Genomic DNA, 22,683 nt, shown 5'->3' with positions numbered 1-22,683 from the left:
CAAATCAAGTGCGACCTTACGATCTACCGACCGGTCGGTCAAGAGTGTTTGATCGAGCACAAAGACACGGCGAGGAGTCCGCGAAACCATGTCCGATTCACCCGAAACCGCGATCCTGATCAGCAACGAGGGCGCGGTGCGCGTGCTGACGCTGAACCGCCCGGCCGCGCTCAACGCCTTCACTGCCGCCATGTTGGCGCAGACCCGCGCGGCCTTGGCCGAGGCGGCCGAAGACGCCACCGTGAAGGCTGTGCTGATCACCGGCGCCGGCCGCGCCTTCAGTGCCGGCCAGGACCTGGGCGACCCGCTGGTCAAGCCCGATACCAGCCCTGACGCCGCCCCCAAGGACATCGGTCATCTGCTCGACGGCTACTACATCCCGCTGGCCCTGCAGCTGCGCGCCATGCCGGTGCCGACCATCGCCGCCGTCAACGGTGTGGCCGCCGGCGCTGGCGCCAATTTCGCGCTCGGCTGCGACCTGGTGATTGCCGGCGAGGGCGCCAGCTTCATCCAGGCCTTCTCCAAGATCGGCCTGATCCCGGACTGCGGCGGCACCTGGCTCTTGCCGCGCCTGGTCGGCCGCGCCAAGGCTCTGCAATTGGCCCTGCTCGGAGACAAGCTGAAGGCGGCCGAGGCCGCCTCCATCGGGCTGATCGCCCGCGCCGTGCCCGATGCTGAGCTGATGAGCGAGGCCATGGCCATGGCTCAGAAGCTTGCTGCCATGCCGAGCCGGGCCTTGGCTGAGACCCGCCGCCTGATTGACCAGGCCATGGACCAGGACTACGAGGACGCGCTGCGCATGGAGGCCATGATGCAGAGCCAGCTGGGCTTCGCGCATGACTACAGCGAAGGCGTGCGAGCCTTCATGGAAAAGCGCTCGCCGCAGTTCAAGGATCGCTGATGAATCCCCAGCAAATCGCCGAAGCCGTCCGCGACGCCATGTTCGCCAACGACCGCGCCAGCAAGGGCCTGGGCATGGAGATCCTCGCGATCTCTCCAGGCGGCGCCACGCTCGCGATGACGGTGCGCGAAGACATGCTCAACGGCCTTGACATCTGCCACGGCGGCCTGATCACCACGCTGGCCGATTCGGCCTTCGCCTTCGCCTGCAATGCCTACAACGAGATGACCGTGGCCTCGGGCTTCGACGTCAGCATCGTGGCGCCGGGTCGGCTCGGCGACCGGCTCATTGCGGTGGCCGAGGAGGTGCAGCTGTCCGGCCGCACCGGTGTTTACGACATCACCGTGCGCAACCAACGCGATGAATTGATTGCCTTGTTCCGCGGCCGCTCGTACCGGCTCAAGGGCAAGCCCGTCGTGCAAATCCAGGAGTGAAGTCAGATGCCTGTGAAGAACCCATCCCCCGGCGAGCTGGAGTCCATCGAGACTGCCAGCCGCGACGAGTTGCAGGCGCTGCAGCTGGAGCGCCTGCGCTGGTCGCTCACGCATGCCTACGAGAACGTGCCGCACTACAAGGCTGCGTTCGACGCCAAGGGCGTGCACCCGAGCGACCTGAAGCAGCTGTCTGACCTCGCGAAGTTTCCCTTCACCACCAAGAAGGACCTGCGCGACAACTACCCCTTCGGCCTCTTCGCCGTGCCGCGCGAAAAGGTGTCGCGCATCCATGCCTCGTCCGGCACCACGGGCAAGCCGACCGTCGTTGGCTACACCGCCCGCGACATCGACACCTGGGCCGGCCTGGTGGCCCGCTCGATCCGCGCTGCGGGCGGCCGTGCCGGCGACATCGTCCACATCGCCTATGGCTACGGCCTCTTCACCGGCGGCCTGGGCGCGCATTACGGCGCCGAGAAACTGGGTTGCACCGTCGTCCCGATGTCGGGCGGCCAGACCGAGAAGCAGGTGCAGCTGATCCAGGACTTCAAGCCCGACATCATCATGGTCACGCCCAGCTACATGCAGGTGATCATCGAGGAGTTCGAGCGCCAGCAACTGGACCCGCGTGCCATGTCGGTCAGCATCGGCATCTTCGGCGCCGAGCCCTGGACCGAGGCCATGCGCCGCGAGATCGAAGGCAAGGCCGGCATCGACGCGGTGGACATCTACGGCCTCTCGGAAGTGATGGGCCCTGGCGTCGCCAGCGAATGCGTGGAGAGCAAGGACGGCCCGGTGATCTGGGAAGACCATTTCTATCCCGAGATCATCAATCCCGAGACCGGCGAGCCGGTGGCCGATGGGGAAGAGGGCGAGCTCGTCTTCACCTCGCTCAGCAAGGAAGCGCTGCCCATCATTCGCTACCGCACGCGCGACCTGACGCGCCTCCTGCCGCCGACCTCGCGCAGCATGCGCCGCATGGGCAAGATCGTTGGCCGCAGCGACGACATGCTGATCATCCGCGGCGTCAACATGTTCCCCACACAAGTGGAGGAGCTGGTGCTGGCCGAGCCGCAGCTCTCGGGCCAGTACCAGATCGTCGTCAGCCGCGATGGCAACCTCGACGAGGTGCTGGTGCGCTGCGAACTGCAACCGGCCGCCGTGGGCAGCGACGTGGGCGCGATTGCCAAGCACCTGCAGCACCGCATCAAGACCTTGATCGGCGTCAGCACCAAGGTCGTCGTTGGTGCGCCAGACTCGATCGAGCGCACGCTGGTGGGCAAGGCCCGGCGCGTCATCGACAAGAGACCCAAGTAAGGAGCCACAGCATGTACACCCAAGCCATGAGCGTCGGTCCACAAGACCAGGCAGCCAAGGTTCGCAGCGCCGAAGACGCGCAACGCGAAGAGGCTTTCGAGGCCCGCGTTGCCGCCGGCGATTTCATCGAGGCCAAGGACTGGATGCCCGAGCACTACCGCAAGACGCTCGTCCGCCAGATCAGCCAGCATGCGCATTCGGAATGCGTGGGCATGCTGCCCGAGGGCAACTGGATCACGCGCGCGCCGACGCTCAAGCGCAAGGCCATCCTGCTCGCCAAGGTGCAGGACGAAGCGGGTCACGGCCTCTACCTCTACTCGGCAGCCGAAACGCTGGGCACCTCGCGCGACCAGATGCTGGATGCGCTGCACACCGGCAAGGCCAAGTACAGCTCGATCTTCAATTACCCGACGCTCAGCTGGGCGGACATCGGCGTGATCGGCTGGCTGGTGGATGGCGCGGCCATCATGAACCAGGTGCCCCTGTGCCGTTGCTCCTACGCGCCGTATGCGCGGGCCATGATCCGCGTCTGCCGCGAGGAGAGCTTCCATCAGCGCCAGGGCTATGAATCGCTGCTGGTGATGATGCGTGAAGGCACGCCCGAGCAAAAGGCGATGGTGCAGGACGCGGTGAACCGCTGGTGGTGGCCGTCGCTGATGATGTTCGGCCCGGCCGACAAGGATTCGCCGAACTCCGAGCAGTCGATGCGCTGGGGCATCAAGCGCATCAGCAACGACGACCTGCGCCAGAAGTTCGTCGATGCCACCATCCCGCAGGCCGAGATCCTCGGCGTGACCGTGCCGGATGCCGACCTCAAGTGGAACGCCGAGCGGGACAGCTACGACTTCGGTGCCATCGACTGGTCGGAGTTCTGGCGCGTCGTCAATGGCGACGGACCGATGAACCGCGAGCGCCTCGGCGCCCGCGTCAAGGCCTGGGAAGACGGCGCCTGGGTGCGCGAAGCCGCGCTGGCCCATTCCCGCAAGCAAGCTACCAAGGAACAAGCAGCATGAGCACGACGCCGACCACCACTCAGAACGAATGGCCGCTGTGGGAAGTCTTTGTCCGCAACAAGGCGGGCCTGGACCACAAGCATTGCGGCAGCCTGCATGCGGCTGATTCCAAGATGGCGCTGCAGATGGCCCGTGACGTCTACACCCGCCGCCAGGAAGGCACGAGCATCTGGGTCGTGCTGTCCAGCCAGATCGTGGCCAGTGACCCGGGCGAGAAGGGCATGTACTTCGACCCGATGGAAGACAAGGTCTACCGCCACCCGACCTTCTACGAGCTGCCCGACGCGCTCAACCACATGTGATCGCCATGTCTCAGCAATCGATCAAGGTGGGCTCGGCCCCCGAAGTCCAGTACCTGCTGCGCATTGGCGACAGCTGCCTGATCCTGGCCCAACGCATCAGCGAGTGGTGCGGCCATGCGCCCATCCTCGAGGAAGACATCGCGCTGTCCAATATCGCGCTGGACCTGCTTGGCCAGGCGCGCGCGCTGCTCACGCATGCCGCCAAGCTCGACGGCCAGGGCCATGACGAGGACCAGCTCGCTTTCCTGCGCGACGAGCGCCAGTACCTGAATCCGGTGCTGATGGAGCTGCCTCGCGGCGACTTCGCCTGGACGCAGCTGCGCAACTTTGGCGTCGCCACCTGGCTGCTGTTGTTGTGGCGCCGGCTTGAGCAGTCGAGCGATGCGGAAGTGGCGGCCATAGCCGGCAAGGCCGTGAAGGAAGCGGCCTACCACCAGCAACATGCGGCCGACTGGGTCGTGCGCCTGGGCGATGGCACCGAGGAATCGGCGCAGCGCATCAACGCCGCGCTGTCCACGCTCTGGCCCTACTTCAACGAGCTGTTCGATGCGGACGCCGTGGATGCTGCAGCCGCTGCGCAAGGCCTGGGCCCGGCCTGGTCGGACCTGAAGGACGACTGGCGCGCCGCCTTTGCCGAGGTGCTGGGCGAGGCCCAGGTTGCCGTCCCCAAGGACAGTGCCTTCCGCAGCGAAGGCCGGCGCGGCATGCACAGCGAGCACATGGGCCACCTGCTCGCGACCCTGCAATACCTGCAGCGCGCCTATCCCGGAGGCAAGTGGTAATGACGCCGCTGCCACTGGCCAATTCCTGCGGGCGGCTGGAAGCCGCCTGGGAGGTGCTGCGCCAGATTCCAGACCCCGAGGTGCCGGTGATCACGCTGGCCGAGTTGGGCATCGTGCGGGACCTGCGCGAGACGGCCGGTGGTTTGGAGGTCGTGCTCACGCCCACCTATTCAGGCTGCCCGGCCACCGAGCTGATCCAGGACGATGTGCGCGCCGCCCTGGCCGCCTTCGGCGAAATCGAGATCGTGATGCAGCGCGCCCCGGCCTGGACCACCGACTGGATCAGCGAAGAAGGCAAGCAGAAGCTCAAGGACTACGGCATCGCGCCGCCCGGGCCCGCGAGCGGCCCGCAGCCGATCCGCCTCGTGCACCGCGCTTCGCTCACCAAGCTGGCCTGCCCGCGCTGTGGCTCCGAGCACACCGAGAAGCTGTCGGCCTTTGGCTCCACGGCCTGCAAGGCGCTGTACCGCTGCTTGAGCTGCCGCGAGCCGTTTGAACATTTCAAACCTATTTGAACAAGAGACCGCCATGAGTCTTCACTTCCATCCGCTCAAGGTCCGCGAGGTGCGCCTCGACACCGACGAGGCCGTGATCGTCTCGTTCGACGTGCCGCCCGAACTGGCCGAGACCTTCCGCTTCACGCAGGGGCAATACCTGACCCTGCGCCAGGAGATCGACGGCCAGGACCTGCGCCGCTCCTACTCCATCTGCGCCGGCGTGGACGATGGCGAGCTGCGCGTGGGCGTGCGCAAGGTGGAGGGCGGCCGCTTCTCCACCTGGGTCAATGAGCAGCTGAAGGCCGGCGATGTGATCCAGGTCTTCCCGCCGCAGGGGCGTTTTGGCCAGGCGCGTGAAGGTGCAGCTCAGGGCACGCAGGATGTTGTGCGGGAGGGCGGCGCCGGGCGCCACCATCTGGGCATTGCCGCCGGCTCGGGCATCACGCCCATCCTCTCCATCATGAAGACCGTGCTGGCGCGAGAGCCCGGCAGCCGCTTCACCCTGATCTATGGCAACCGCCGCCCGGCCAGCACCATGTTCAAGGAAGAGATCGAGGACCTGAAGAACCGCTACCTCACCCGCGTGGCCCTGCACCATGTGTTCTCGCGCGAAGCCACCGATGCACCGCTGCAGTCCGGGCGCCTGGATGCCGGCAAGCTGGCGGCCTTCTTTGCCAGCCTGGTGCCTGCTGCGGGCATCGACGAGGCCTATGTCTGCGGCCCCTTCGAGATGAACGAGGCGGCCGATGCCGTGCTCAAAGCCTCTGGCGTGGCCGAGGATCGAATCCATGTGGAGCGCTTCGGCACCGTGGAGATGCAGACCGGCCGGCCCGTGCCGCACGAGGTGCGCGAGGGCGATGCCGACGCTGCGCTCGTGACCGTCATCCGCGACGGCGTCAGCCGCGAGATTGAGTTCACCAAGGCCGACCCCAGCCTGCTCGACGCCGCTGCGCGTGCCGGCATGGACGTGCCGTTCTCCTGCAAGAGCGGTGTCTGCTCCACCTGCCGTTGCAAACTGCTGGAAGGTGAAGTGCGGATGGACAAGAACTTTGCGCTCGACAAGCATGAGATCGCTGCCGGCTTCATCCTGAGCTGCCAGGCCCACGCGCTGACCCCGCGCGTGGTCATCTCCTTCGACGAACGCTGAACTCACAAGACAAACAATGCCAAGAGGACGCGCCGCCGGCTTCGATGCCACCCGCGAACAGATCCTGGAACAGGCCGCGCGCCTGTTCGCCGCCAAGGGCTACCCCGGCACCTCGATGAACGAGGTGGCCGAGGCTTGCGCCGTTTCCAAGCCCACGCTCTATCACTACGTGCGCGACAAGCACGAGTTGCTGGTGCAGATCTGCGAGGACCATGTGCAGACGCTGGCCGCGCTGGTCGAGGACGTGCAGGCGCAAGACCTGGCCCCCGAGCCGCATCTGCGTGAGCTGATACGCCGCTTCGTGCAGGAGTACGGCGAGGCCCAGTACCAGCATCGCGTGCTGACCGAGGACGTGAAGTTCCTGCAGGACGAAGACCGCGCGCGCCTGCTCGTGATCGAGCGCCAGGTGGTGGCGGCCTTCGCCGATGCCGTGGCCGCTGTGCGCCCCGAGCTGGAGGCCGCACGCCTGCACAAGCCCCTGACCATGCTGCTCTTTGGCATGATCAACTGGACCTTCACCTGGCTGCGGCCGGATGGCGAGTTGAGCTACGAGGCGATGGCCCCGATGGTGGCCGACCTCTTCTTTGGTGGACTTGGCGCGGTGAATGCCGCCGCCGCTCCCTCTGTTTGACGAACGACGATATTCAACAGGAGACGATGATGAAGTTGATCAGCAAGCACCTGCTGGCCGTGGCCGCAGCGACCCTGGCCGTGGCGGCACAAGCCGATATCAATGTGGGCGTGACCGTTTCGGCCACCGGCCCGGCGGCCTCGCTGGGCATCCCCGAGAAGAACACCTTCACCCTGATGCCGACGACCATCGCCGGCCAGAAGGTCAACTACATCGTGCTGGACGACGCCTCGGACACGACCCAGGCCGTGGCCAACACCCGCAAATTCCTGACCGAGCACAAGGTGGACGTGGTGATCGGCTCCACCGTCACGCCCAACTCGCTGGCCATGATCGACGTGGTCGCCGAAGGCCAGACGCCGATGATTTCGATGGCCGCTTCGGCCCGCATCGTCGAGCCGGTTGACGCCAAGAAGCGCTGGGTCTTCAAGACCCCGCAAAACGACATCATGATGGCCCTGGCCATCGCCACCCACATGGCCTCGCAAGGCGTCAAGACCGTGGGCTTCATCGGCTTTGCCGATGCCTACGGTGAAGGCTGGTACGGCGAGTTCAACAAGATCGCAGGCGTCAAGGGCCTGACCATCGTGGCCAGCGAGCGCTACAACCGCACCGACACCTCGGTGACCGGCCAGGTGCTGAAACTGATGGCCGCCAAGCCTGATGCCGTGCTGGTGGCCGGCTCGGGCACGCCGGCCGCGCTGCCTCAGAAGTCGCTGAAGGAGCGCGGCTACGCCGGCAAGATGTACCAGACCCATGGCGTGGCCAACAACGACTTCCTGCGCGTGGGCGGCAAGGACGTGGAAGGCACCTTCCTGCCGTCCGGCCCCGTGCTGGTGACGGCGCAGCTGCCGGCCGACCATCCGGTCAAGAAGAGCGCCGCCGACTACCAGGCCAAGTACGAAACCGCTTTCGGCAAGGGCACCGTGTCCACCTTCGGCGGCCACGCCTGGGACGCCGGCCAGCTCTTGGCTGCCGCCATCCCCGCTGCGCTCAAGACCAAGGCCCTGCCCGGCACGCAAGCCTTCCGTACCGCCCTGCGCGATGCGCTGGAAGGCCTGAAGGAAGTGCCCGGTGCGCACGGCGTTTTCAACATGTCGCCGAACGACCACCTGGGTCTGGACCAGCGCGCCCGCGTGATGGTCAAGATCGAGAACGGCACCTGGAAGTACCAGCCGTAATCTGACGGGCACTGGGCTACTGCGCGGGCCGATCTCGGGCCTGCGGTGCTCGCCGTACGTCAGTACGGCTGTGCGCCGCTGACCCGACCTCGACCCGCTCGCTACGCCCCTTGCCCGCCAGATCCGCGCCGAGGCGCCACCGCATACCCCGCATCGAGATTGCCATGAGCACCCATCCCCCCATCCTCCAAAGCCTGATCGCCAACCGCTGGATAGGCGCCAACGCCGGCCGCCGGCTGGCCAGTGCGGTCAATGGCAAGCCCGTGGCGCTGACGCATGCGGACGAGATCGACTTCGCCGAGAGCCTGCATTTCGCACGGGGTCAGGCCTTGCCTGCTTTGTTGAAGCTCGACTTCCAACAGCGCGCCGCCACCCTGAAGGCGCTGGCCGCCTACCTGATGGAGCGCAAGGAGGCGCTCTATGCGATCTCGGCCCACACCGGCGCCACGCGGCCCGATTCCTGGATCGACATCGAAGGCGGCATCGGCACCTTGTTCGCCTACGCCAGCATCGGCCGGCGCGAGCTGCCCTCCAGCAACGTGGTGCATGAAGGGCCGGCGCAGCAGCTCGGCAAGGCCGGCCAGTTCTGGGGCAGCCATGTGCTGGTGCCCAAGCGCGGCGTGGCGGTGCACATCAACGCCTTCAATTTCCCGATGTGGGGCATGCTCGAGAAGTTCGCCCCGAGCTTCCTCGCGGGCATGCCTTGCATCGTCAAGCCGGCCACGGCCACCAGCTTCGTGGCCGAAGCCTGCGTGCGCATGATTCATGAGTCCGGCCTGCTGCCGGCCGGCGCGCTGCAGTTGATCATCGGCGGCTCGGGCGACCTGCTGGACCGCCTGGAAGAGACCGACGTGGTCACCTTCACCGGCTCGGCCGACACGGCCGCCATGCTGCGCGTCAACAAGAACCTGATCGCTCGCAGCATCCCCTTCAACGCGGAAGCCGACAGCCTGAACTGCGCCATCCTCGCACCGGACGTGACGCCGGACGATGCTGAGTTCGAGCTCTTCGTCAAGGAAGTGGCGCGCGAGATGAGCGCCAAGGCCGGCCAGAAGTGCACGGCCATCCGCCGCGCCATCGTGCCCGCCAAGCACATCGACGCCGTGGCCGCGATGCTGCGCGAGCGCCTGGCCAAGATCAAGGTGGGCGACCCGTCCATCGAAGGCGTGCGCATGGGCGCACTGGCATCGAAAGACCAGCAGTCCGACGTGGCCGAACGCGTGGCGCTGCTCAGCGCCGGCAATGAGATCGTGCTGAGCGCCAAGGACGGCTTCGCGCCGCTGGGCGAGGGGGTGGGCGAGGGCGCCTTCTTCGCGCCGACGCTCTTGCTGTGCCGCAAGCCCATGCAGAACGAGGCCGTGCACAACGTCGAGGCCTTTGGCCCGGTGTCCACCTTGATGGCTTACGACGATCTGGACGAGGCGCTGGCCCTGGCCGCCAAGGGCCGCGGCAGCCTGGTGGGCTCGGTCGTCACCAAGACGCCGGCCATCGCCGCGCAAGCCGTGTTCCATGCCGCTGCCTTCCATGGCCGCGTGCTGGTGCTGGACCGCGATGCCGCGCCCGAATCCACCGGCCACGGCTCGCCGCTGCCGCAGCTGAAGCACGGCGGCCCCGGCCGCGCCGGCGGTGGCGAAGAACTCGGCGGCTTGCGCGCCGTGAAGCACTACCTGCAACGTTGCGCGGTGCAGGGCTCACCGACGATGCTCACCGCCATCACCGGTGAATACCAGCGCGGCGCCAAGGTACAGGAGGACGTGGTCCATCCGTTCCGCAAGCACTTCGAGGAGATCCAGGTCGGGGACTCGCTGCTCACGCACCGCCGCACCGTCAGCGAGGCCGACATCGTCAACTTCGGCGGCATCTCGGGCGACTACTTCTACATGCACTTCGACGAGATCGCCGCCAAGGACACGCAGTTCGGCCAGCGCATCGCGCACGGCTACTTCGTGCTCTCCGCCGCTGCCGGCCTCTTCGTCTCGCCGGCCCCGGGCCCGGTGCTGGCCAACTACGGCCTCGACACGCTGCGCTTTGTGAACCCGGTCGCCATCGGCGACACCATCCAGGCGCGCCTCACCTGCAAGCGCCGCATCGACCGTGGCAACCGCCCGGATCAACCGCCGCAAGGCGTCGTGGCCTGGGACGTGCAGGTGATGAACCAGCGCGGCGAGTTGGTGGCGAGCTATGACATCCTGACGCTGGTGGCGAAGAAGGCCGCTTGAGTCTGCTTGCGGCCCTTTCCCGGGGTGCCGCTCTGCCGCCATTGCAGCCTGTCGGCGCTGGCCGACGGGCTGCTACTGCACCTTGCGGATCAGCTTGCCGAGGAAGGCCTGGCCTTCGTACAAGGCAGCCGCTCGCATCCGCTCGTTCAAGCCATGCGTGCCCGAGGAATTGCGGAACGACCCGCTCATGCCGTAGGTCCAGATGCCCGCCTTGTTCAGGAAGCGCGCATCCTGCGTTGCCACCGACATCGTGATCAGCACGGGCACGCCAGGGAACAATTCGGCGTTCACTTCCGAGAACGCGGCCAGCAGATCGGGCCGCATCGGTGAAGCCGGTGCTTCCACCGCCTCGTGCGCCGGCATGACCTTGACCCTGTCGCCCATCAGCTTTTGCAGCGTGGCCTGCACATCGGCCACCTTGTTGCCCGGCAGGATGCGGCAGTTCGCCGTCACCACGGCGCGCTGCGGCAGCGCATTCTGCGCATGCCCTGCGTTGACCATGGTCACGCCGCAGGTGTTGCTCAGCAGGGCGCGCTGGTAGTCGTTCTTCAGCAGGCGCGCGAGTGCGGCGCCGTCCATCGGTTCCTTCAAGATGCCCTTGTAGTTCTCGGCTTCCTCGCCCTTGGCCAGCTTGGACATGCCTTCGTAGTAGGCCCGCGTGGCCGGCGTCAGCGTCACGGGCCACTGGTAGGCGGCCAGCCGGGTCAGGCCTTCGGCGATGTCGAAGATCGGGTTGTCGCGGCGCGGCACCGAGCTGTGGCCGCCGCGATCGGTGGCGACCATCTCGAAGGTCTGATAGATCTTCTCGGCGACCTTCAGCCCCTGGAATTCCGGCCGGCCCTTGTCGTCCATGCTGCCGCCGCCGCCTTCGTCGAAGGCCAGTTCCGCGTCTATCAGTTCGCGGTGGTTGCGCAGCAGGAACTCGACGCCGTTGGTGGGCGAGGGAATGATTTCCTCGTCGCAGGTCAGCGCGAGGATGATGTCGCGGTTGGGCACCCAGCGCTCGCGCTTGAAGGCCATCATGTTGGCCACGTAGATCGCGGCATTGGACTTGTTGTCCGAAGCCCCCCGGGCATAGAAGTAGCCGCCTTCCTCCACCAACTTGAACGGGTCGCGCGTCCAGTCTTCGCGGCGCGCTTCCACCACGTCCACATGGGCCACCAGCAGCAGCGGCCGTTTCGTGCCATTGCCCTTCAGGCGCAGCACGAGGTTACCCTTTTGGGGCTTGCCGGGCGGGGCCAGGATCTGCATGTCGGCATCGGCATAGCCGGCCGACTTCAGGTGCACCGCCATGGCCGTGACGGCCTTCGTGCAGCTGCCGACCGAGTCGGTGGTGTTGATCTCGACCAGTTCCTGGTAGATGGCGCGCAGTTCGGCCTGCGCCGGTGTCAGTGCCTGCTGGGCCTGCGCAGCGCCGAACAACAGGAGCGTGGACATGACACAGCTGAGCACGCGAAGAGGGCGATTCATCAGGACTCCCGGCAACGTGGAATGAAAGGGAAGTAGGACTCTAACCGCGACCCGGCCCAAGCCCTTCAGCCAGAGCCGAGAGCCGCCAACTGGCGCTGCAGGTAGGCCCGTACCGCCGCTTCGCGTTCCAGGCCTATCGCCCGCCGATACGCTTCCTCCGCCTCCGTGCCGCGCCCCGCGCGCGCCAGCAGCTCCGCCCTGGCGGCCCAGAACGGCTGGTAGTCCTGCAGCCTGAGGTCAGCGGCCAGCCCATCCAGCGCGGCCAGCCCAGCAGCAGCCCCGTCGCGCCCCGCCAGCGCCACGGCGCGGTTCAGCGCGACGACCGGTGATCCGGTCAGCACCATCAAGGCCTCATACAGCGCGACCACCGCCGCCCAGTCGATGCGGCCGCGCCGCCGGCTGCTCGCATGGGCGGACTGCAGGGCCGCTTCGAGCTGGTAGCGCCCGGTCGGCCCGCCAGCGCTGGCCTTGCGCAGCAGGGCCTCGGCTTCGTCGAGCAGGGCATGGTCCCAGCGGGTCAGGTCTTGCTCGGCAAGCGGCACATAGTCGCCGGCCGGGCTGAGGCGGGCTTCGCGGCGCGATTCGCAATAGAGCAGCAGGGCCAGCAAGCCCAGGGCCTCGGGCTGATCGGGCAGCAGCGAGGCCAGCAGGCGGGCCAGCCAGAGGGCCTCTTCGCGCAGGTTGCGCCAGCGGGCCTCGCTGCCGCTGGCATCGGCCCAGGCTTCGGCATAGCAGGCATAGATCGCATCCAGCACCGCCTCCAGCCGGGCCGGCAGTTCGGCAGGTTCGGGGACGGAGAACGCAATGCCCGCCGCGCGTATCTTGGCCTTGGCCCGTACCAGACGCTGCGCCAGCGCTGCGGGCGCGACGAGGAAGCTTGCGGCTATCGTGGCTGCGTCGAGCCCGAGCACGACCTGCAGCATCAGCGGCGCTCGGGCCTCGGGCGCGATGGCCGGATGTGCGCAGGCAAACAGCAGGCCGAGGCGCGGGTCGGGCAGGGCGGTGGGGTCGGCAGGCAGGGTGACCGTCTCGCCGATGACCTCCAACTCGGCCGCGCCCTCATCGCCGCGTTGCTGCTTGCGGACGGCATCGATCAGCCGACGCCGGGCCACCGTCAGCAGCCAGGCCTCCGGGTTGTCGGGCAGCGCGCGGGGCCAGTCTCTCAGCGCGGCGGCGTAGGCTTCGGCGAGCGCATCTTCGGCGCCCGCAAGGTCGCGGCTGCGGCCTGCCAGCAAGGCGATGAGCCGGCCGTGACTGCGCCGTATCACCGCCTCCAGCGTCGTGGCGACTACATCGCCCAGACCGGCCTCACTTCCATCGTGCCGTAGCTGGCGCCTGGGCAGCGCGCCGCCCAGGCAATGGCGGCATCCAGGTCCGGCGCCTCGATGACGTAGTAACCACCGAGCTGCTCCTTGGTGTCGGCATAGGGGCCGTTCAGCACCTGGGTCTTGCCGCCGCTGACGCGCACGGTGGTGGTCATCTCGGCGGGCTGCAGCCTTTCGCCGCCGAGCAGCACGCCGGCCTTCTGCAGGGCCTCGGTGTAGGCGTCGAACTCGGCCACGACGCGCGGCATCACTTCCGGGCCGGCTGCTTCCAGCGCCTGGTCATCGCTGTAGATCATCAACAGGTATTGCATCTCATCGCTCCTTGCCAATGGGCTCTGGGGTTGTGGCAGCTCGACATGAGCCGCCGCACGAATGACGCTGGGATTTCGCGCTGATCGACAGGGGGCTGAAAATTCATTCGATCAGGAAAGGCACTCGCTGTACTCGTTCAAGGCAGCAGCCCCTGGCGCATCGCCGGCGCCAGATACCGTGCCTGCAGTTCGCGATACCAGCCACTCTCGCGCAACTGCTCGCTAGCCCGCTCGAGCCGGTCCACGCAGGCGGCGGGTGTCAGGCGCGAGACGTAGGTGCCTTCGTCGACGGCATCGGCCAGGTCCAGGTCGATGACGCGGATCTCGTCGAGCCAGGCTTCGGCCACGAAGGCCGACTCGAACACGGCTGGCAGGCCGAGAGCGACGTCGCTGCGGCCGGCCTTGAGCATGCGCACGATGGTCAGTTGGTCTCCAAGCAGACTGAGCCGGCCGGCTCGCTCCAGCTTCTCAACAAGGTTGTCGAAACGCATGCCGAAGGCCTGGCCGCGCACCAGGCTCACGGTCAGCGGCTGCGCGAACAGGTCCTCGGTCTTGCGAAGCGCAGCCGTGCGATCCTTGCGCACCATCAGCATGGCCTTGGCGCGACCGAGCGGCAGCAGGCGGCCCCAGCCTTCTCGCTCATCGGTGCGCGTGGCCATGGGCACCAGATCGACCGAGCCGCTCTTGAACTCGTTGAAGGCGCGGACGCGTGGCATCTCTCGCCGCTCGATCTGCACGCCGCTGCGCCGGGCCAGTTCCAGCATCAGCTCTTCGGCCATGCGCTCCAGCGGCGATGCCTGCGCGCCCGGCCTCACGCTCATCGAAGACATGGCGGCGATCAGGGGGCGCGGGCAGGTCTGGGCGAGGGCGGTGCCCGCGCTCATCGGCAAGGTCAGCAGCAGGGCCAGCAGCGGGACCAGGGGCAGCATGGGGCGGGGCATGGGGCCATGGTATGACAGCGGGCGCCGTTGCCAACCGCATCAATCCTCATCCATCCGCTGCGGCACCAGCCCCAGCGCGGCAAAGCTCAGTCGCCACCTGCAGCCGGACTGTTCGGCATCAGATGGGAGGGCCAGCCGATGCGGACCAGCAGGCCATCGGGCCCGCACACGCCCACTTCGTAGAGGCCCCATTCGCGGTGACGCAGCACACCGCCCGGGCGGATGATGAGGTCGTCGACAAGCGCGGCGATGGCATCGACCTCGGGCGTGCGGATGAATACGCCGAACGGGTTGTGCTCTTCGGGCACGCGCCAGGGGCCGCCTCCCGCCTGTGTCAGGTGCACCTCGCAACCCCAGCCGGTCATGATGAGGTAGTGAGCATCGCCACCGGTGCGCTGGAAGCCGAGGCGCTCCCAGAACTTCAGGGCAGCCGCTAGGTCATTGCTCGGCACGATGGCGAATGCGCCTGTCGTTGCAGGGATGGGCATGCGGTACTCCCCGGAGGCTTGGGCGCTAGATTGCTTGCGCTCTGTGCGTGATGGTCAGTGCGCGACGGTCAGCGCCGTCCCGGCCGCCTCGGCGGCCGGCGCACCGCCCGCCAGATTCGCCCGTCGCGCGCCGGTGAAGCGCTTGGACCAGTAGGCCTCGCGCATGTCTTCCACCCGCACGGCACTGCCGGTGCGCGGCGCGTGGATGAACTTGCCCTCGCCGACGTAGATGCCCACATGGGAGAAGGTGCGGCGCATGGTGTTGAAGAACACCAGGTCGCCGGGCTTGAGTTCGTCCTTGCGCACGCTCGTCAGGCTGGAGAGACCGGCCTGCTCCTCGGCGCGGTGCGGCAGCACCATGCCGACGCTCATCTCGAAGATGTAGCGGGTGAAGCCGCTGCAGTCGAAGCCGTTTTCCTCGGAATTGCCGCCGCGCTTGTAGGGCACGCCGAGAAAGTTCATGGCCGATAGGACCAGGTCGGAGGCGGTGTCGCGGACCTGGTTCAGGATCTTGGTCGAGCCCGGGCTTTGCAAGAGGCCGCGCTGCTGCAGGAAGCGGCTGACCGGGTCGTTGCCGACCTGGCTCGGGCCGGCCACGGCGGCGGTGTTTGATTGCGGGCCTTGCTGCATCAGCTGCTGGGCCTGGCCCCACGCGCCCGTCACCATGCCGGGGGGCGGTACCGGGGCGCCGCTGCTGCTTTGCTGGGCCGCTGCGCTGCCGGCCGCCAGGCACAGCAGGGCCGCACCAGCAAGCTGGCGCCATGCAGAACGCTGGCAGGGGAGGGGGCGCGTGAGCACGCGTCGGCGATGGAGCATGTCGGGACTCGGCCGCGCAGCTTAAGGAGCCGGTCGTGGCCGTGTCAAGAAAGGCAATGTAAGAGGGGGCGAAGAGAAGGCCAGCAGGGCCGAAAACGCGGGAAAACCCGCGATTGGACCACAGGCCTGCCCTCGGTTTGGGCTCGCTCGCTTTGCGCAAACGCAAATCCGGTGCGCTTGTTCACGGCCCGGTCAGACTGTCGTCAGTGCGCCTGCTTGAAATGCCTGGCAATCACAGGAGACAAGCCCATGAATGCCCCCACGCAAAGCACCGGCAGCAGCTATGCCGAGTTCTACCGACGGTCGATCGATCACCGCCACGAGTTCTGGGCCGAGCAGGCTCGCTTGATCGAATGGCAGACGCCCTACACCCAGGTCTGCGATGCCAGCCAGCCGCCGTTCGCGCGCTGGTTCGTCGGCGGCACCACCAATCTGTGCCACAACGCGGTGGATCGCCACGCCCGCGATCATGCGGACCGGCGAGCGCTGATCTGGGTGTCGACCGAAACCGGCGAGGAGCGCGTCTACAGCTTTGCCGAACTGCAGGCCGAGGTGGAGCGCATGGCGGCCATCATGCTGGCCGAGGGCGTGCAGCGCGGCGACCGCGTGCTGGTCTACATGCCGATGATTCCCGAGGCCGCGTTTGCGATGCTGGCGTGCGCGCGCATTGGCGCCATCCATTCGGTGGTGTTCGGCGGCTTCGCCAGCGTGAGCCTCGCGCAGCGCATCGAGGACGCCACGCCGAAGCTGGTCGTCAGTGCCGACGCCGGCAGCCGCTCGGGCAAGGTCGTGCCCTACAAGCATTTGCTCGATGAGGCGATCAAGCTCTCGGCCCACAAGCCGGCCCGCGTGATGATGGTCAACCGGGGGCTCGCGGAGATGAGCCGGGTCGAGGGCCGCGACCTCGACTACGCCACCGAGCGCAACCGCCACCTGCACGACAGCGTGCCCTGCACCTGGCTGGAATCCAACGAGGTCAGCTACACGCTCTACACCAGCGGCACCACCGGCCGGCCCAAGGGCGTGCAGCGCGACGTGGGCGGCTATGCGGTGGCACTGGCCGCCAGCATGAAGCACATCTTCTGCGGCAAGCCGGGCGACACCTATTTCTCCACCAGCGACATTGGCTGGGTGGTGGGCCACAGCTACATCGTCTACGGCCCGCTGCTGGCCGGCATGGCGACCATCATGTACGAGGGTCTGCCCACGCGGCCGGATGCCGGCGTGTGGTGGGAACTCGTTGAGCGCTACAAGGTCACGGTGATGTTCAGCGCGCCCACCGCAGTGCGGGTCTTGAAGAAGAGCGATCCGACCTTTCTCAGCAAGTACGACCTGTCTTCGCTGCAGGCCTTGTTCCTGGCGGGCGAGCCGCTGGACGAGCCCACCGCGCGCTGGATCGCCGAGTCGCTCGGCCGGCCCATCATCGACAACTACTGGCAGACCGAGACCGGCTGGCCCATCCTCACCGTGGCCAATGGCGTGGAGCCCACGGCCAGCAAGTTCGGCTCCCCCGGCAAGGCCATGTACGGCTACGACATGAAGCTGGTGGACGAGAACACCGGTGAAGACATCGTCGGGGCGAATCAGAAGGGCTTGCTCGCCATCGCCCATCCGTTGCCGCCGGGCTGTCTGCAAACCGTGTGGGGCGACGACGAGCGCTTCGTCAAGACCTACTGGTCCAGCATCGCCGGCCGCCAGCTCTACTCGACCTTTGATTGGGGCGTGCGCGACGAGGACGGCTACTACTTCATCCTTGGCCGCAGCGATGACGTGATCAACGTCGCCGGCCATCGCCTCGGCACGCGGGAGATCGAGGAGAGCCTGTCCAGCCATGCCAACGTGGCCGAGGTGGCCGTGGTCGGCGTGGCCGATCAGTTGAAGGGCCAGGTGGCCATGGCCTTTGTCGTGCTGAAGGACCCGAGCAAGGCCGCCACGCCGGATGAGGCGCTGCGCCACGAGGCCGAGATCATCAAGCGCGTGGATGAGCAGCTCGGCGCGGTGGCCAGGCCGGCGCGGGTTCGCTTTGTCACCGTGCTGCCCAAGACGCGCTCGGGCAAGCTTTTGCGCCGGGCCCTGCAGGCGGTCTGCGAGGGCCGCGACCCGGGCGACCTCTCGACCATCGAGGACCCGACGGCGCTGGCCCAGATCAAAGCGCTGCTGGCCTCTGCTTGAGGGCAGCGGGGCGAACGCTCAGCGGCCGGTGGCTGATGCGGTCGATGCTGCCGCCGCCACCGGCTGCTGGGCGCCCGTGACCATGCGGTTCAAGCTGCGCTGCGTCAGCGGGTGGTAGCGCTCGCGCGCCTCGGCGTACACGGCCAGGGCCCAGTCCTTGTCGCCGGGGTTCTTGAGCAGGGCCGCGTACAGCGGGCTGACCATGCGGATGCGACCCACGCTCAGGAGGAACTGGCGCAGCGGCTCGCGCACCCCGTAGCCGGCCTTGATGGCCGAGCGATAGAAGCGGAAGGCGATCTCCTGGTTGCCGGTGCCGGCAAGCGCATAGGCCTGGTCCAGCTCCTTCAGCTGCGCGGCCGTGGCCTTGCCGTCGATGTCGTTGAGGAACTTCATCCACTCGATGGCCTGCCATTGCTTGGCATTCAACTGGGCGCTCGTGAGCGTGCCGGCGAGCCAGGCGGTACGCTGCTTGTCCAGGGCGGCCAGGCGGGCTGATTCGCTGCGCTTGGCAGAGGCGGGAATGCCCGGGCCGTAGATCCATTCGTCCAGCTCGGCCTCGCTCATCACTTGCGAATGCTTGGCGAGCAGGCGGGCCTTCAGGTAGTCGACGAACTCTTGCGTCGTCACGCTCTGGAAGGCGTGCTCATCGAACCAGCCGCGCAGGAAGGGATCGAACACCGCGCGGCCAGCCCGCTGCTCCAGCGTGCGCAACAGCCAGGCGCCCTTGGGATAGGCGAGGCCGCCGTTGGTGTGGAACTCGGCCGAGGTGTCGGGGTCGTGGGTGATCAGGGCCTGCTTGGGTTTTGCGATGCCTTTCAGCGATTCGAGCGCTTCTTCCTCTTCCAGCTGCAGGTGCATGGTCGCCACCTCGGGGCCATAGAGCGCCTCGACGATGCGGGTGGTGACGTAGGTGGTGAAGCCCTCGTTCAGCCAGCCATGCTTGAAGCTGGCGTAGGTGACCAGGTTGCCCGACCAGCTGTGCGCCAGCTCATGGGCGATCAGGTCCACGAGGCTGCGGTCGCCGGCAATCATGGTCGGCGTGAGGAAGGTGAGTCGCGGGTTCTCCATGCCACCGAACGGGAAGGAGGGCGGCAAGAGCAGCATGTCGTAGCGGCCCCAGCGGTAGGGGCCGTACAGCGACTCGGCCGCCGCGATCATCCGCTCGGTGTCGGCAAATTCGTAGGCCGCGGCCTGGAGGCGCTGCGGTTCGGCAAAGACGCCCGAACGCGGGCCCAGCGAGCGGAACTGCAGCTCACCGATGGCAATGGCCAGCAGGTAGGCCGGAATCGGCTGCGGCATCTGGAAGTTCCAGCCATCCTCGCCATTCACCTCGGGCCGGTTGTCCGCGCTCATCACCACGCGCAGGCCGGGGGGCGCCTCGACATGGGCGCTGTAGGTGAAGCGCACGGCCGGCGTGTCCTGCAGCGGCACCCACGAGCGGGCGTTGATGCTCTGTGACTGGCTGAACATGAAGGGATGCTTGCCCGACACCGTCTGCGCTGGCGAGAGCCATTGCAGGGCGCTGGCCGTGGGCGCTGTCGCATAGTGGATGCGCACGCTGGCCGGCTGGGCGACGAGGCCCTTCAGGTCGATGTGCAGCGCGCGGCCTTTGCCCGCTTCCAGCTTGTCGAGCTCGAAGGGCAGTGCGATCCAGGACTTGCCGCTGCCCGGCGCTTCGACCTTGCTGATGCTGAGCTCGCTGGTGTCCAGGTCCAGCGTGCGGGCGTTCTTGTCGCTCCACTGCAGCTTCAGCTCGGCCGAGCCGGCCAGCGTCTTGCGCTCGAAATCAGCCTTCAGGTCCAGGTGCAGCGATTGCACGCGCACCTGGTCGTAGCGGGCGTAGCTCTGCGGGTCCAGCGTGGCCGACATCGAGAGCAGGGGGGCGGCTGCCAGCAGCAGCGCAAGCATTTTCTTCATGGTGCCTGGGGGTTAGAGAGGCCGACGCCAGTCGGTCTCGATGAAGCGGACGACGCTGTCCTCGTGATGCGGGCCGATGACCTGATGGGCGACGGCCTTGACCGCATCGATGGCATTGCCCACAGCAATGCCGCGATGGGCGGCGCGCAGCATGCTGACGTCGTTGACATGGTCGCCAAAAACCACGATCTCGCGCTCGTGCAGGCCGTAGCGCTCGGCCAGCGTCTTGATTGCCTGGTCCTTGGTGGCGCGGCGGTCGTGGATGGTGAGCCAGGGCCAGCCGGGGCGGTAGAGGTCCTCGTTCATGTGGATCTCGAGCCGGCCGGCGGCCAGCTGCTCGACCTCGGCCATCAGCGCCTGCAAGGGCTCGGCACGGTCGACGACGACGATGGTCACGGCCGGGTCGTGCAGCACATCCTGCAGCCTTTCGGCCTGCCGGAAGCGCGGGTCGCGGTTGCGGTGGCGCTCCTCGACGAAGCGCTGCTGCGCCTCGTTGTGCACCGACTGCCAGAACAGCTGGTCGCCCTGCGGCCCATGGGTGGCGACGAAGGGCATCTTGCCGTGCCGGCGTATCAGCGCGAACACTTCCTGTGCCAGCGATGGCTCCATCGCGTTGACCATCTCGTGGCGACCACTGGCGAAGTCGCTCAGGTAGGCGCCATTCGACGAGATCACCGGCAGTTGCAGGGGCAGGTCGCCCAGCAACTGTTTGATCGAGACGATGTGGCGGGCACTGGCGACGGTGAAGGTCAGGCCTTCGTCCAGCAGACGGCTGAGGCCAGCGCGCGTGGAATCCGCGAGCTGGCCTTGAGGGTCGAGCAGGGTGCCGTCTAGATCGCTTACATAGAGAGTCACAGCACTTCGGAAGCGAAATCAGCCAGGCGCGAACGCTCACCGCGTGCCAGCGTCACATGGCCGCTGTGGGCCCAGCCCTTGAAGCGGTCCACGGCATAGGTGAGGCCCGACGAACCCTCGGTCAGATAGGGCGTGTCGATCTGCGCCAGGTTGCCCAGGCAGACGATCTTGGTGCCCGGGCCGGCGCGGGTGATCAGCGTCTTCATCTGCTTGGGCGTCAGGTTCTGCGCCTCGTCGATGATCACGTACTTGTTGAGGAAGGTGCGGCCGCGCATGAAGTTCAGGCTCTTGATCTTGATCTTGCTGCGCACCAGGTCGTTGGTGGCGGCGCGGCCCCATTCGCCAGCGCCGCTGTCGCCTCGGGCCAGCACTTCGAGGTTGTCGTCCAGGGCGCCCATCCAGGGGCCCATCTTTTCTTCCTCGGTGCCGGGCAGGAAGCCGATGTCCTCGCCCACCGGCACAGTCACGCGAGTGACGATGATCTCGCTGTAGCGGCGCTCATCGAGCACCTGCGAGAGGCCGGCTGCCAGCGTCATCAAGGTCTTGCCTGTGCCGGCCGTGCCGGTCAGGGTGATGAAGTCGACCTCGGGGTCCATCAGCAGGTTGAGCGCGAAGTTCTGTTCGCGGTTGCGCGAGGCCACGCCCCAGACCGAATGCTTCTGATGGCCGTAGTCCTTCACGGTGCGCAGCACGGCGGTTTTGCCGGTGATCTCGGTGACCTTGGCATACAGCGGCGCCGCGCCCGGGGCTTCCAGATAGACGAACTCGTTGATGAGCAGCGTCGGCACCAGCGGGCCGCTGATGCGGTAGTAGGTCAGGCCGCCTTGCTGCCAGCTCTCCATGGTCTTGCCATGGCGCTCCCAGAAGTCGCTCGGCAACGGCTGCACGCCGGTGTAGAGCAGGTCGGAGTCTTCCAGCGTCTTGTCGTTGCGGTAGTCCTCGGCGGGCAGGCCGAGGGCACGCGCCTTGATCCGCATGTTGATGTCCTTGGACACCAGCACCACTTCGCGCTGCGGGTCGAGCTTCTTCAGCGCCTGCACGACGCCGAGGATCTGGTTGTCCGCCTTGCCCTGGGGCAGGCCCTGCGGCAGCGGCATGTCGATCAGCTGGGTCTGGAAGAACAGCTTGCCGCCGGCCTCGCGGTGGCCGGTGTGGTCCAGCGGCAGGCCCTTGGCCATTTCCTCGAGGTTACTGCTCTTCATCGAGGCCGCCAGCTGGTCCAGCTCGCGGCTGACCTGGCGCACATTGCGGGCGACCTCGGTCATGCCCTTCTTGTGCCCGTCCAGCTCCTCGAGCGTGATCATGGGCAGGTAGACGTCGTGTTCCTCGAAGCGGAACAGGCTCATCGGGTCGTGCATCAGCACGTTGGTGTCCAGCACGAAGAGCTTGGGGTTGCCCACGCTCTTGGACTTGGCCGGACCTCGCTTGGCACCGGCAACGGGCGCAGCGCGGCTGCTGCCTGGCTTGACGGCCGGGGCGGCGGGCGTGGGTTGGGCTTCAGGGGAGCGGGCCACGGTCGGCACGATGCTTAGGGGTCTTGCTTCGTTGGCAGCCGGGGCCGGGCGGGCGGTGGGTTTTGCCGCGGCGGGGGGCTTGCTGACAGTCAGCGTGGTGGCGAAGGCGGTGGATTCGAGTCGGCTGGCGCGCTTGGTGGGGGCTTTGGGCAGAGGCATGAGGCTTGGTGTCAGGGCGGGCTGAATCGCCCTCTCAGGTGAATGCCAGGGGCGGAACAAGCCACGGGGGCCGATGCCGAGGGCTGCCGAAAAGCAAAAAGCCGCACAGGCTGCTGTGCGGCTTCATGGTTGGTGCGGCTTTGGCGACCCTCGGGCATGGGCTGATTATGCACATGCCGGATGACGGTTTCCGGCTTGGCTGCGCGCGCAGCAGGGCTGCTGTGCAAAAAGCGACGGGGCAAAAGAAAAGTCGGCGTTCCAAGGGGAAACGCCGACTCTGCGGTGCCGGGAAGG

21 protein-coding genes are annotated in these 22,683 nt (G+C 67.1%); 12 read left to right on the top strand and 9 right to left on the bottom strand.

Annotation, left to right across the window (positions count from 1 at the left end):
- Positions 1–88 precede the first annotated feature (88 nt).
- The 11 genes from J7U46_RS03780 to paaZ all read left to right on the top strand — a co-directional run bounded on the left by J7U46_RS03780 (position 89) and on the right by paaZ (position 10,421).
- Positions 89–901, top strand: a complete 813-nt coding sequence (locus tag J7U46_RS03780; RefSeq protein ID WP_282823496.1) for an enoyl-CoA hydratase-related protein — start codon at positions 89–91, stop codon at positions 899–901.
- Positions 901–1,335, top strand: coding sequence for a hydroxyphenylacetyl-CoA thioesterase PaaI (gene paaI, locus J7U46_RS03775; RefSeq protein ID WP_282823495.1), 435 nt, complete (start codon positions 901–903; stop codon positions 1,333–1,335). Before J7U46_RS03780 ends, paaI begins: the two co-directional genes overlap by 1 nt.
- 6 nt (positions 1,336–1,341) lie before the next feature.
- Positions 1,342–2,649 (top strand): phenylacetate--CoA ligase PaaK, encoded by a 1,308-nt coding sequence (paaK, locus tag J7U46_RS03770; RefSeq protein ID WP_282823494.1) that lies wholly within the window; start codon positions 1,342–1,344, stop codon positions 2,647–2,649.
- Between the two features lie 11 nt (positions 2,650–2,660).
- A complete protein-coding gene (paaA, locus tag J7U46_RS03765; protein WP_282823493.1) occupies positions 2,661–3,662 on the top strand; it encodes a 1,2-phenylacetyl-CoA epoxidase subunit PaaA in 1,002 nt (333 codons plus the stop codon).
- Positions 3,659–3,964: a 1,2-phenylacetyl-CoA epoxidase subunit PaaB gene (gene paaB / locus J7U46_RS03760; RefSeq protein ID WP_282823492.1), complete on the top strand. Its 306-nt coding sequence runs from the start codon at positions 3,659–3,661 to the stop codon at positions 3,962–3,964. The genes paaA and paaB overlap by 4 nt, the downstream gene beginning before the upstream one ends.
- A 5-nt stretch (positions 3,965–3,969) precedes the next feature.
- Positions 3,970–4,746, top strand: coding sequence for a 1,2-phenylacetyl-CoA epoxidase subunit PaaC (gene paaC, locus J7U46_RS03755; protein WP_282823491.1), 777 nt, complete (start codon positions 3,970–3,972; stop codon positions 4,744–4,746).
- Positions 4,746–5,261: a 1,2-phenylacetyl-CoA epoxidase subunit PaaD gene (gene paaD / locus J7U46_RS03750; RefSeq protein ID WP_282823490.1), complete on the top strand. Its 516-nt coding sequence runs from the start codon at positions 4,746–4,748 to the stop codon at positions 5,259–5,261. Before paaC ends, paaD begins: the two co-directional genes overlap by 1 nt.
- Before the next feature lie 13 nt (positions 5,262–5,274).
- On the top strand, positions 5,275–6,390 hold the full coding sequence (gene paaE / locus J7U46_RS03745) for a 1,2-phenylacetyl-CoA epoxidase subunit PaaE (RefSeq protein WP_282823489.1): 1,116 nt from the start codon (positions 5,275–5,277) through the stop codon (positions 6,388–6,390).
- Positions 6,391–6,406: 16 nt separating this feature from the next.
- On the top strand, positions 6,407–7,021 hold the full coding sequence (locus tag J7U46_RS03740) for a TetR/AcrR family transcriptional regulator (protein ID WP_282823488.1): 615 nt from the start codon (positions 6,407–6,409) through the stop codon (positions 7,019–7,021).
- A 29-nt stretch (positions 7,022–7,050) separates the two neighbouring features.
- A complete protein-coding gene (locus tag J7U46_RS03735; RefSeq protein WP_282823487.1) occupies positions 7,051–8,202 on the top strand; it encodes an ABC transporter substrate-binding protein in 1,152 nt (383 codons plus the stop codon).
- Positions 8,203–8,366: 164 nt separating this feature from the next.
- Complete coding sequence (paaZ, locus tag J7U46_RS03730; protein ID WP_282823486.1) at positions 8,367–10,421, top strand: phenylacetic acid degradation bifunctional protein PaaZ; 2,055 nt, start codon at positions 8,367–8,369, stop codon at positions 10,419–10,421.
- A gap of 72 nt (positions 10,422–10,493) precedes the next feature.
- Here the strand turns inward: paaZ and J7U46_RS03725 are convergent, their stop codons facing one another.
- From J7U46_RS03725 to J7U46_RS03700, 6 genes are all read right to left on the bottom strand, one after another.
- A complete protein-coding gene (locus J7U46_RS03725; RefSeq protein WP_282823485.1) occupies positions 10,494–11,891 on the bottom strand; it encodes a M20/M25/M40 family metallo-hydrolase in 1,398 nt (465 codons plus the stop codon).
- Positions 11,892–11,956: 65 nt separating this feature from the next.
- On the bottom strand, positions 11,957–13,192 hold the full coding sequence (locus J7U46_RS03720; protein ID WP_282824958.1) for a DUF6596 domain-containing protein: 1,236 nt from the start codon (positions 13,190–13,192) through the stop codon (positions 11,957–11,959).
- Positions 13,180–13,527: a YciI family protein gene (locus J7U46_RS03715; RefSeq protein ID WP_282823484.1), complete on the bottom strand. Its 348-nt coding sequence runs from the start codon at positions 13,525–13,527 to the stop codon at positions 13,180–13,182. The genes J7U46_RS03720 and J7U46_RS03715 overlap by 13 nt, the downstream gene beginning before the upstream one ends.
- A 137-nt stretch (positions 13,528–13,664) precedes the next feature.
- Positions 13,665–14,468, bottom strand: a complete 804-nt coding sequence (locus J7U46_RS03710; RefSeq protein ID WP_282823483.1) for a transporter substrate-binding domain-containing protein — start codon at positions 14,466–14,468, stop codon at positions 13,665–13,667.
- Between the two features lie 86 nt (positions 14,469–14,554).
- The gene (locus J7U46_RS03705) at positions 14,555–14,956 is read right to left on the bottom strand and encodes a hypothetical protein (protein ID WP_282823482.1); all 402 of its coding nucleotides are present in this window, start codon (positions 14,954–14,956) and stop codon (positions 14,555–14,557) included.
- Positions 14,957–15,010: 54 nt separating this feature from the next.
- Complete coding sequence (locus J7U46_RS03700; protein WP_282824956.1) at positions 15,011–15,586, bottom strand: C40 family peptidase; 576 nt, start codon at positions 15,584–15,586, stop codon at positions 15,011–15,013.
- A 435-nt stretch (positions 15,587–16,021) separates the two neighbouring features.
- On the opposite strand from J7U46_RS03700, the gene J7U46_RS03695 reads away from it, so the two are divergent.
- Positions 16,022–17,944 (top strand): propionate--CoA ligase, encoded by a 1,923-nt coding sequence (locus J7U46_RS03695; protein ID WP_282823481.1) that lies wholly within the window; start codon positions 16,022–16,024, stop codon positions 17,942–17,944.
- A gap of 18 nt (positions 17,945–17,962) precedes the next feature.
- Here J7U46_RS03695 and J7U46_RS03690 read toward each other — a convergent pair whose 3' ends face one another.
- Genes J7U46_RS03690 through J7U46_RS03680 form a run of 3 tightly spaced genes read right to left on the bottom strand, consistent with a single transcriptional unit; the run spans position 17,963 to position 22,389 of the window.
- Entirely contained in the window at positions 17,963–19,861 is a 1,899-nt protein-coding gene (locus J7U46_RS03690) for a M1 family metallopeptidase (RefSeq protein WP_282823480.1), read from the bottom strand.
- Between the two features lie 12 nt (positions 19,862–19,873).
- Positions 19,874–20,716 (bottom strand): HAD family hydrolase, encoded by an 843-nt coding sequence (locus J7U46_RS03685; RefSeq protein WP_282823479.1) that lies wholly within the window; start codon positions 20,714–20,716, stop codon positions 19,874–19,876.
- The gene (locus tag J7U46_RS03680; protein WP_282823478.1) at positions 20,713–22,389 is read right to left on the bottom strand and encodes a PhoH family protein; all 1,677 of its coding nucleotides are present in this window, start codon (positions 22,387–22,389) and stop codon (positions 20,713–20,715) included. The genes J7U46_RS03685 and J7U46_RS03680 overlap by 4 nt, the downstream gene beginning before the upstream one ends.
- Between the last annotated feature and the right edge of the window lie 294 nt (positions 22,390–22,683).

This window comes from Pelomonas sp. V22, from assembly GCF_030014915.1.
In the GTDB taxonomy this organism is placed as follows: Bacteria; Pseudomonadota; Gammaproteobacteria; order Burkholderiales; family Burkholderiaceae_C; genus JAUASW01.
The sequence above is the reverse complement of the archived record's forward strand: the minus strand, read 5'-3'. Positions and strand labels throughout refer to the sequence as shown.

Coding starts and splice junctions, on each gene's coding strand:
- J7U46_RS03700 (WP_282824956.1), bottom strand. CDS start 15,586: ATGCAGCAAGGCCCGCAATCAAACACCGCCGCCGTGGCCGGCCCGAGC.
- paaZ (WP_282823486.1), top strand. CDS start 8,367: ATGAGCACCCATCCCCCCATCCTCCAAAGCCTGATCGCCAACCGCTGG.
- J7U46_RS03735 (WP_282823487.1), top strand. CDS start 7,051: ATGAAGTTGATCAGCAAGCACCTGCTGGCCGTGGCCGCAGCGACCCTG.
- paaA (WP_282823493.1), top strand. CDS start 2,661: ATGTACACCCAAGCCATGAGCGTCGGTCCACAAGACCAGGCAGCCAAG.
- paaI (WP_282823495.1), top strand. CDS start 901: ATGAATCCCCAGCAAATCGCCGAAGCCGTCCGCGACGCCATGTTCGCC.
- paaC (WP_282823491.1), top strand. CDS start 3,970: ATGTCTCAGCAATCGATCAAGGTGGGCTCGGCCCCCGAAGTCCAGTAC.
- paaE (WP_282823489.1), top strand. CDS start 5,275: ATGAGTCTTCACTTCCATCCGCTCAAGGTCCGCGAGGTGCGCCTCGAC.
- J7U46_RS03780 (WP_282823496.1), top strand. CDS start 89: ATGTCCGATTCACCCGAAACCGCGATCCTGATCAGCAACGAGGGCGCG.
- J7U46_RS03725 (WP_282823485.1), bottom strand. CDS start 11,891: ATGAATCGCCCTCTTCGCGTGCTCAGCTGTGTCATGTCCACGCTCCTG.
- paaK (WP_282823494.1), top strand. CDS start 1,342: ATGCCTGTGAAGAACCCATCCCCCGGCGAGCTGGAGTCCATCGAGACT.
- J7U46_RS03695 (WP_282823481.1), top strand. CDS start 16,022: ATGAATGCCCCCACGCAAAGCACCGGCAGCAGCTATGCCGAGTTCTAC.
- J7U46_RS03690 (WP_282823480.1), bottom strand. CDS start 19,861: ATGAAGAAAATGCTTGCGCTGCTGCTGGCAGCCGCCCCCCTGCTCTCG.
- paaD (WP_282823490.1), top strand. CDS start 4,746: ATGACGCCGCTGCCACTGGCCAATTCCTGCGGGCGGCTGGAAGCCGCC.
- paaB (WP_282823492.1), top strand. CDS start 3,659: ATGAGCACGACGCCGACCACCACTCAGAACGAATGGCCGCTGTGGGAA.
- J7U46_RS03710 (WP_282823483.1), bottom strand. CDS start 14,468: ATGCCCCGCCCCATGCTGCCCCTGGTCCCGCTGCTGGCCCTGCTGCTG.
- J7U46_RS03715 (WP_282823484.1), bottom strand. CDS start 13,527: ATGCAATACCTGTTGATGATCTACAGCGATGACCAGGCGCTGGAAGCA.
- J7U46_RS03680 (WP_282823478.1), bottom strand. CDS start 22,389: ATGCCTCTGCCCAAAGCCCCCACCAAGCGCGCCAGCCGACTCGAATCC.
- J7U46_RS03705 (WP_282823482.1), bottom strand. CDS start 14,956: ATGCCCATCCCTGCAACGACAGGCGCATTCGCCATCGTGCCGAGCAAT.
- J7U46_RS03740 (WP_282823488.1), top strand. CDS start 6,407: ATGCCAAGAGGACGCGCCGCCGGCTTCGATGCCACCCGCGAACAGATC.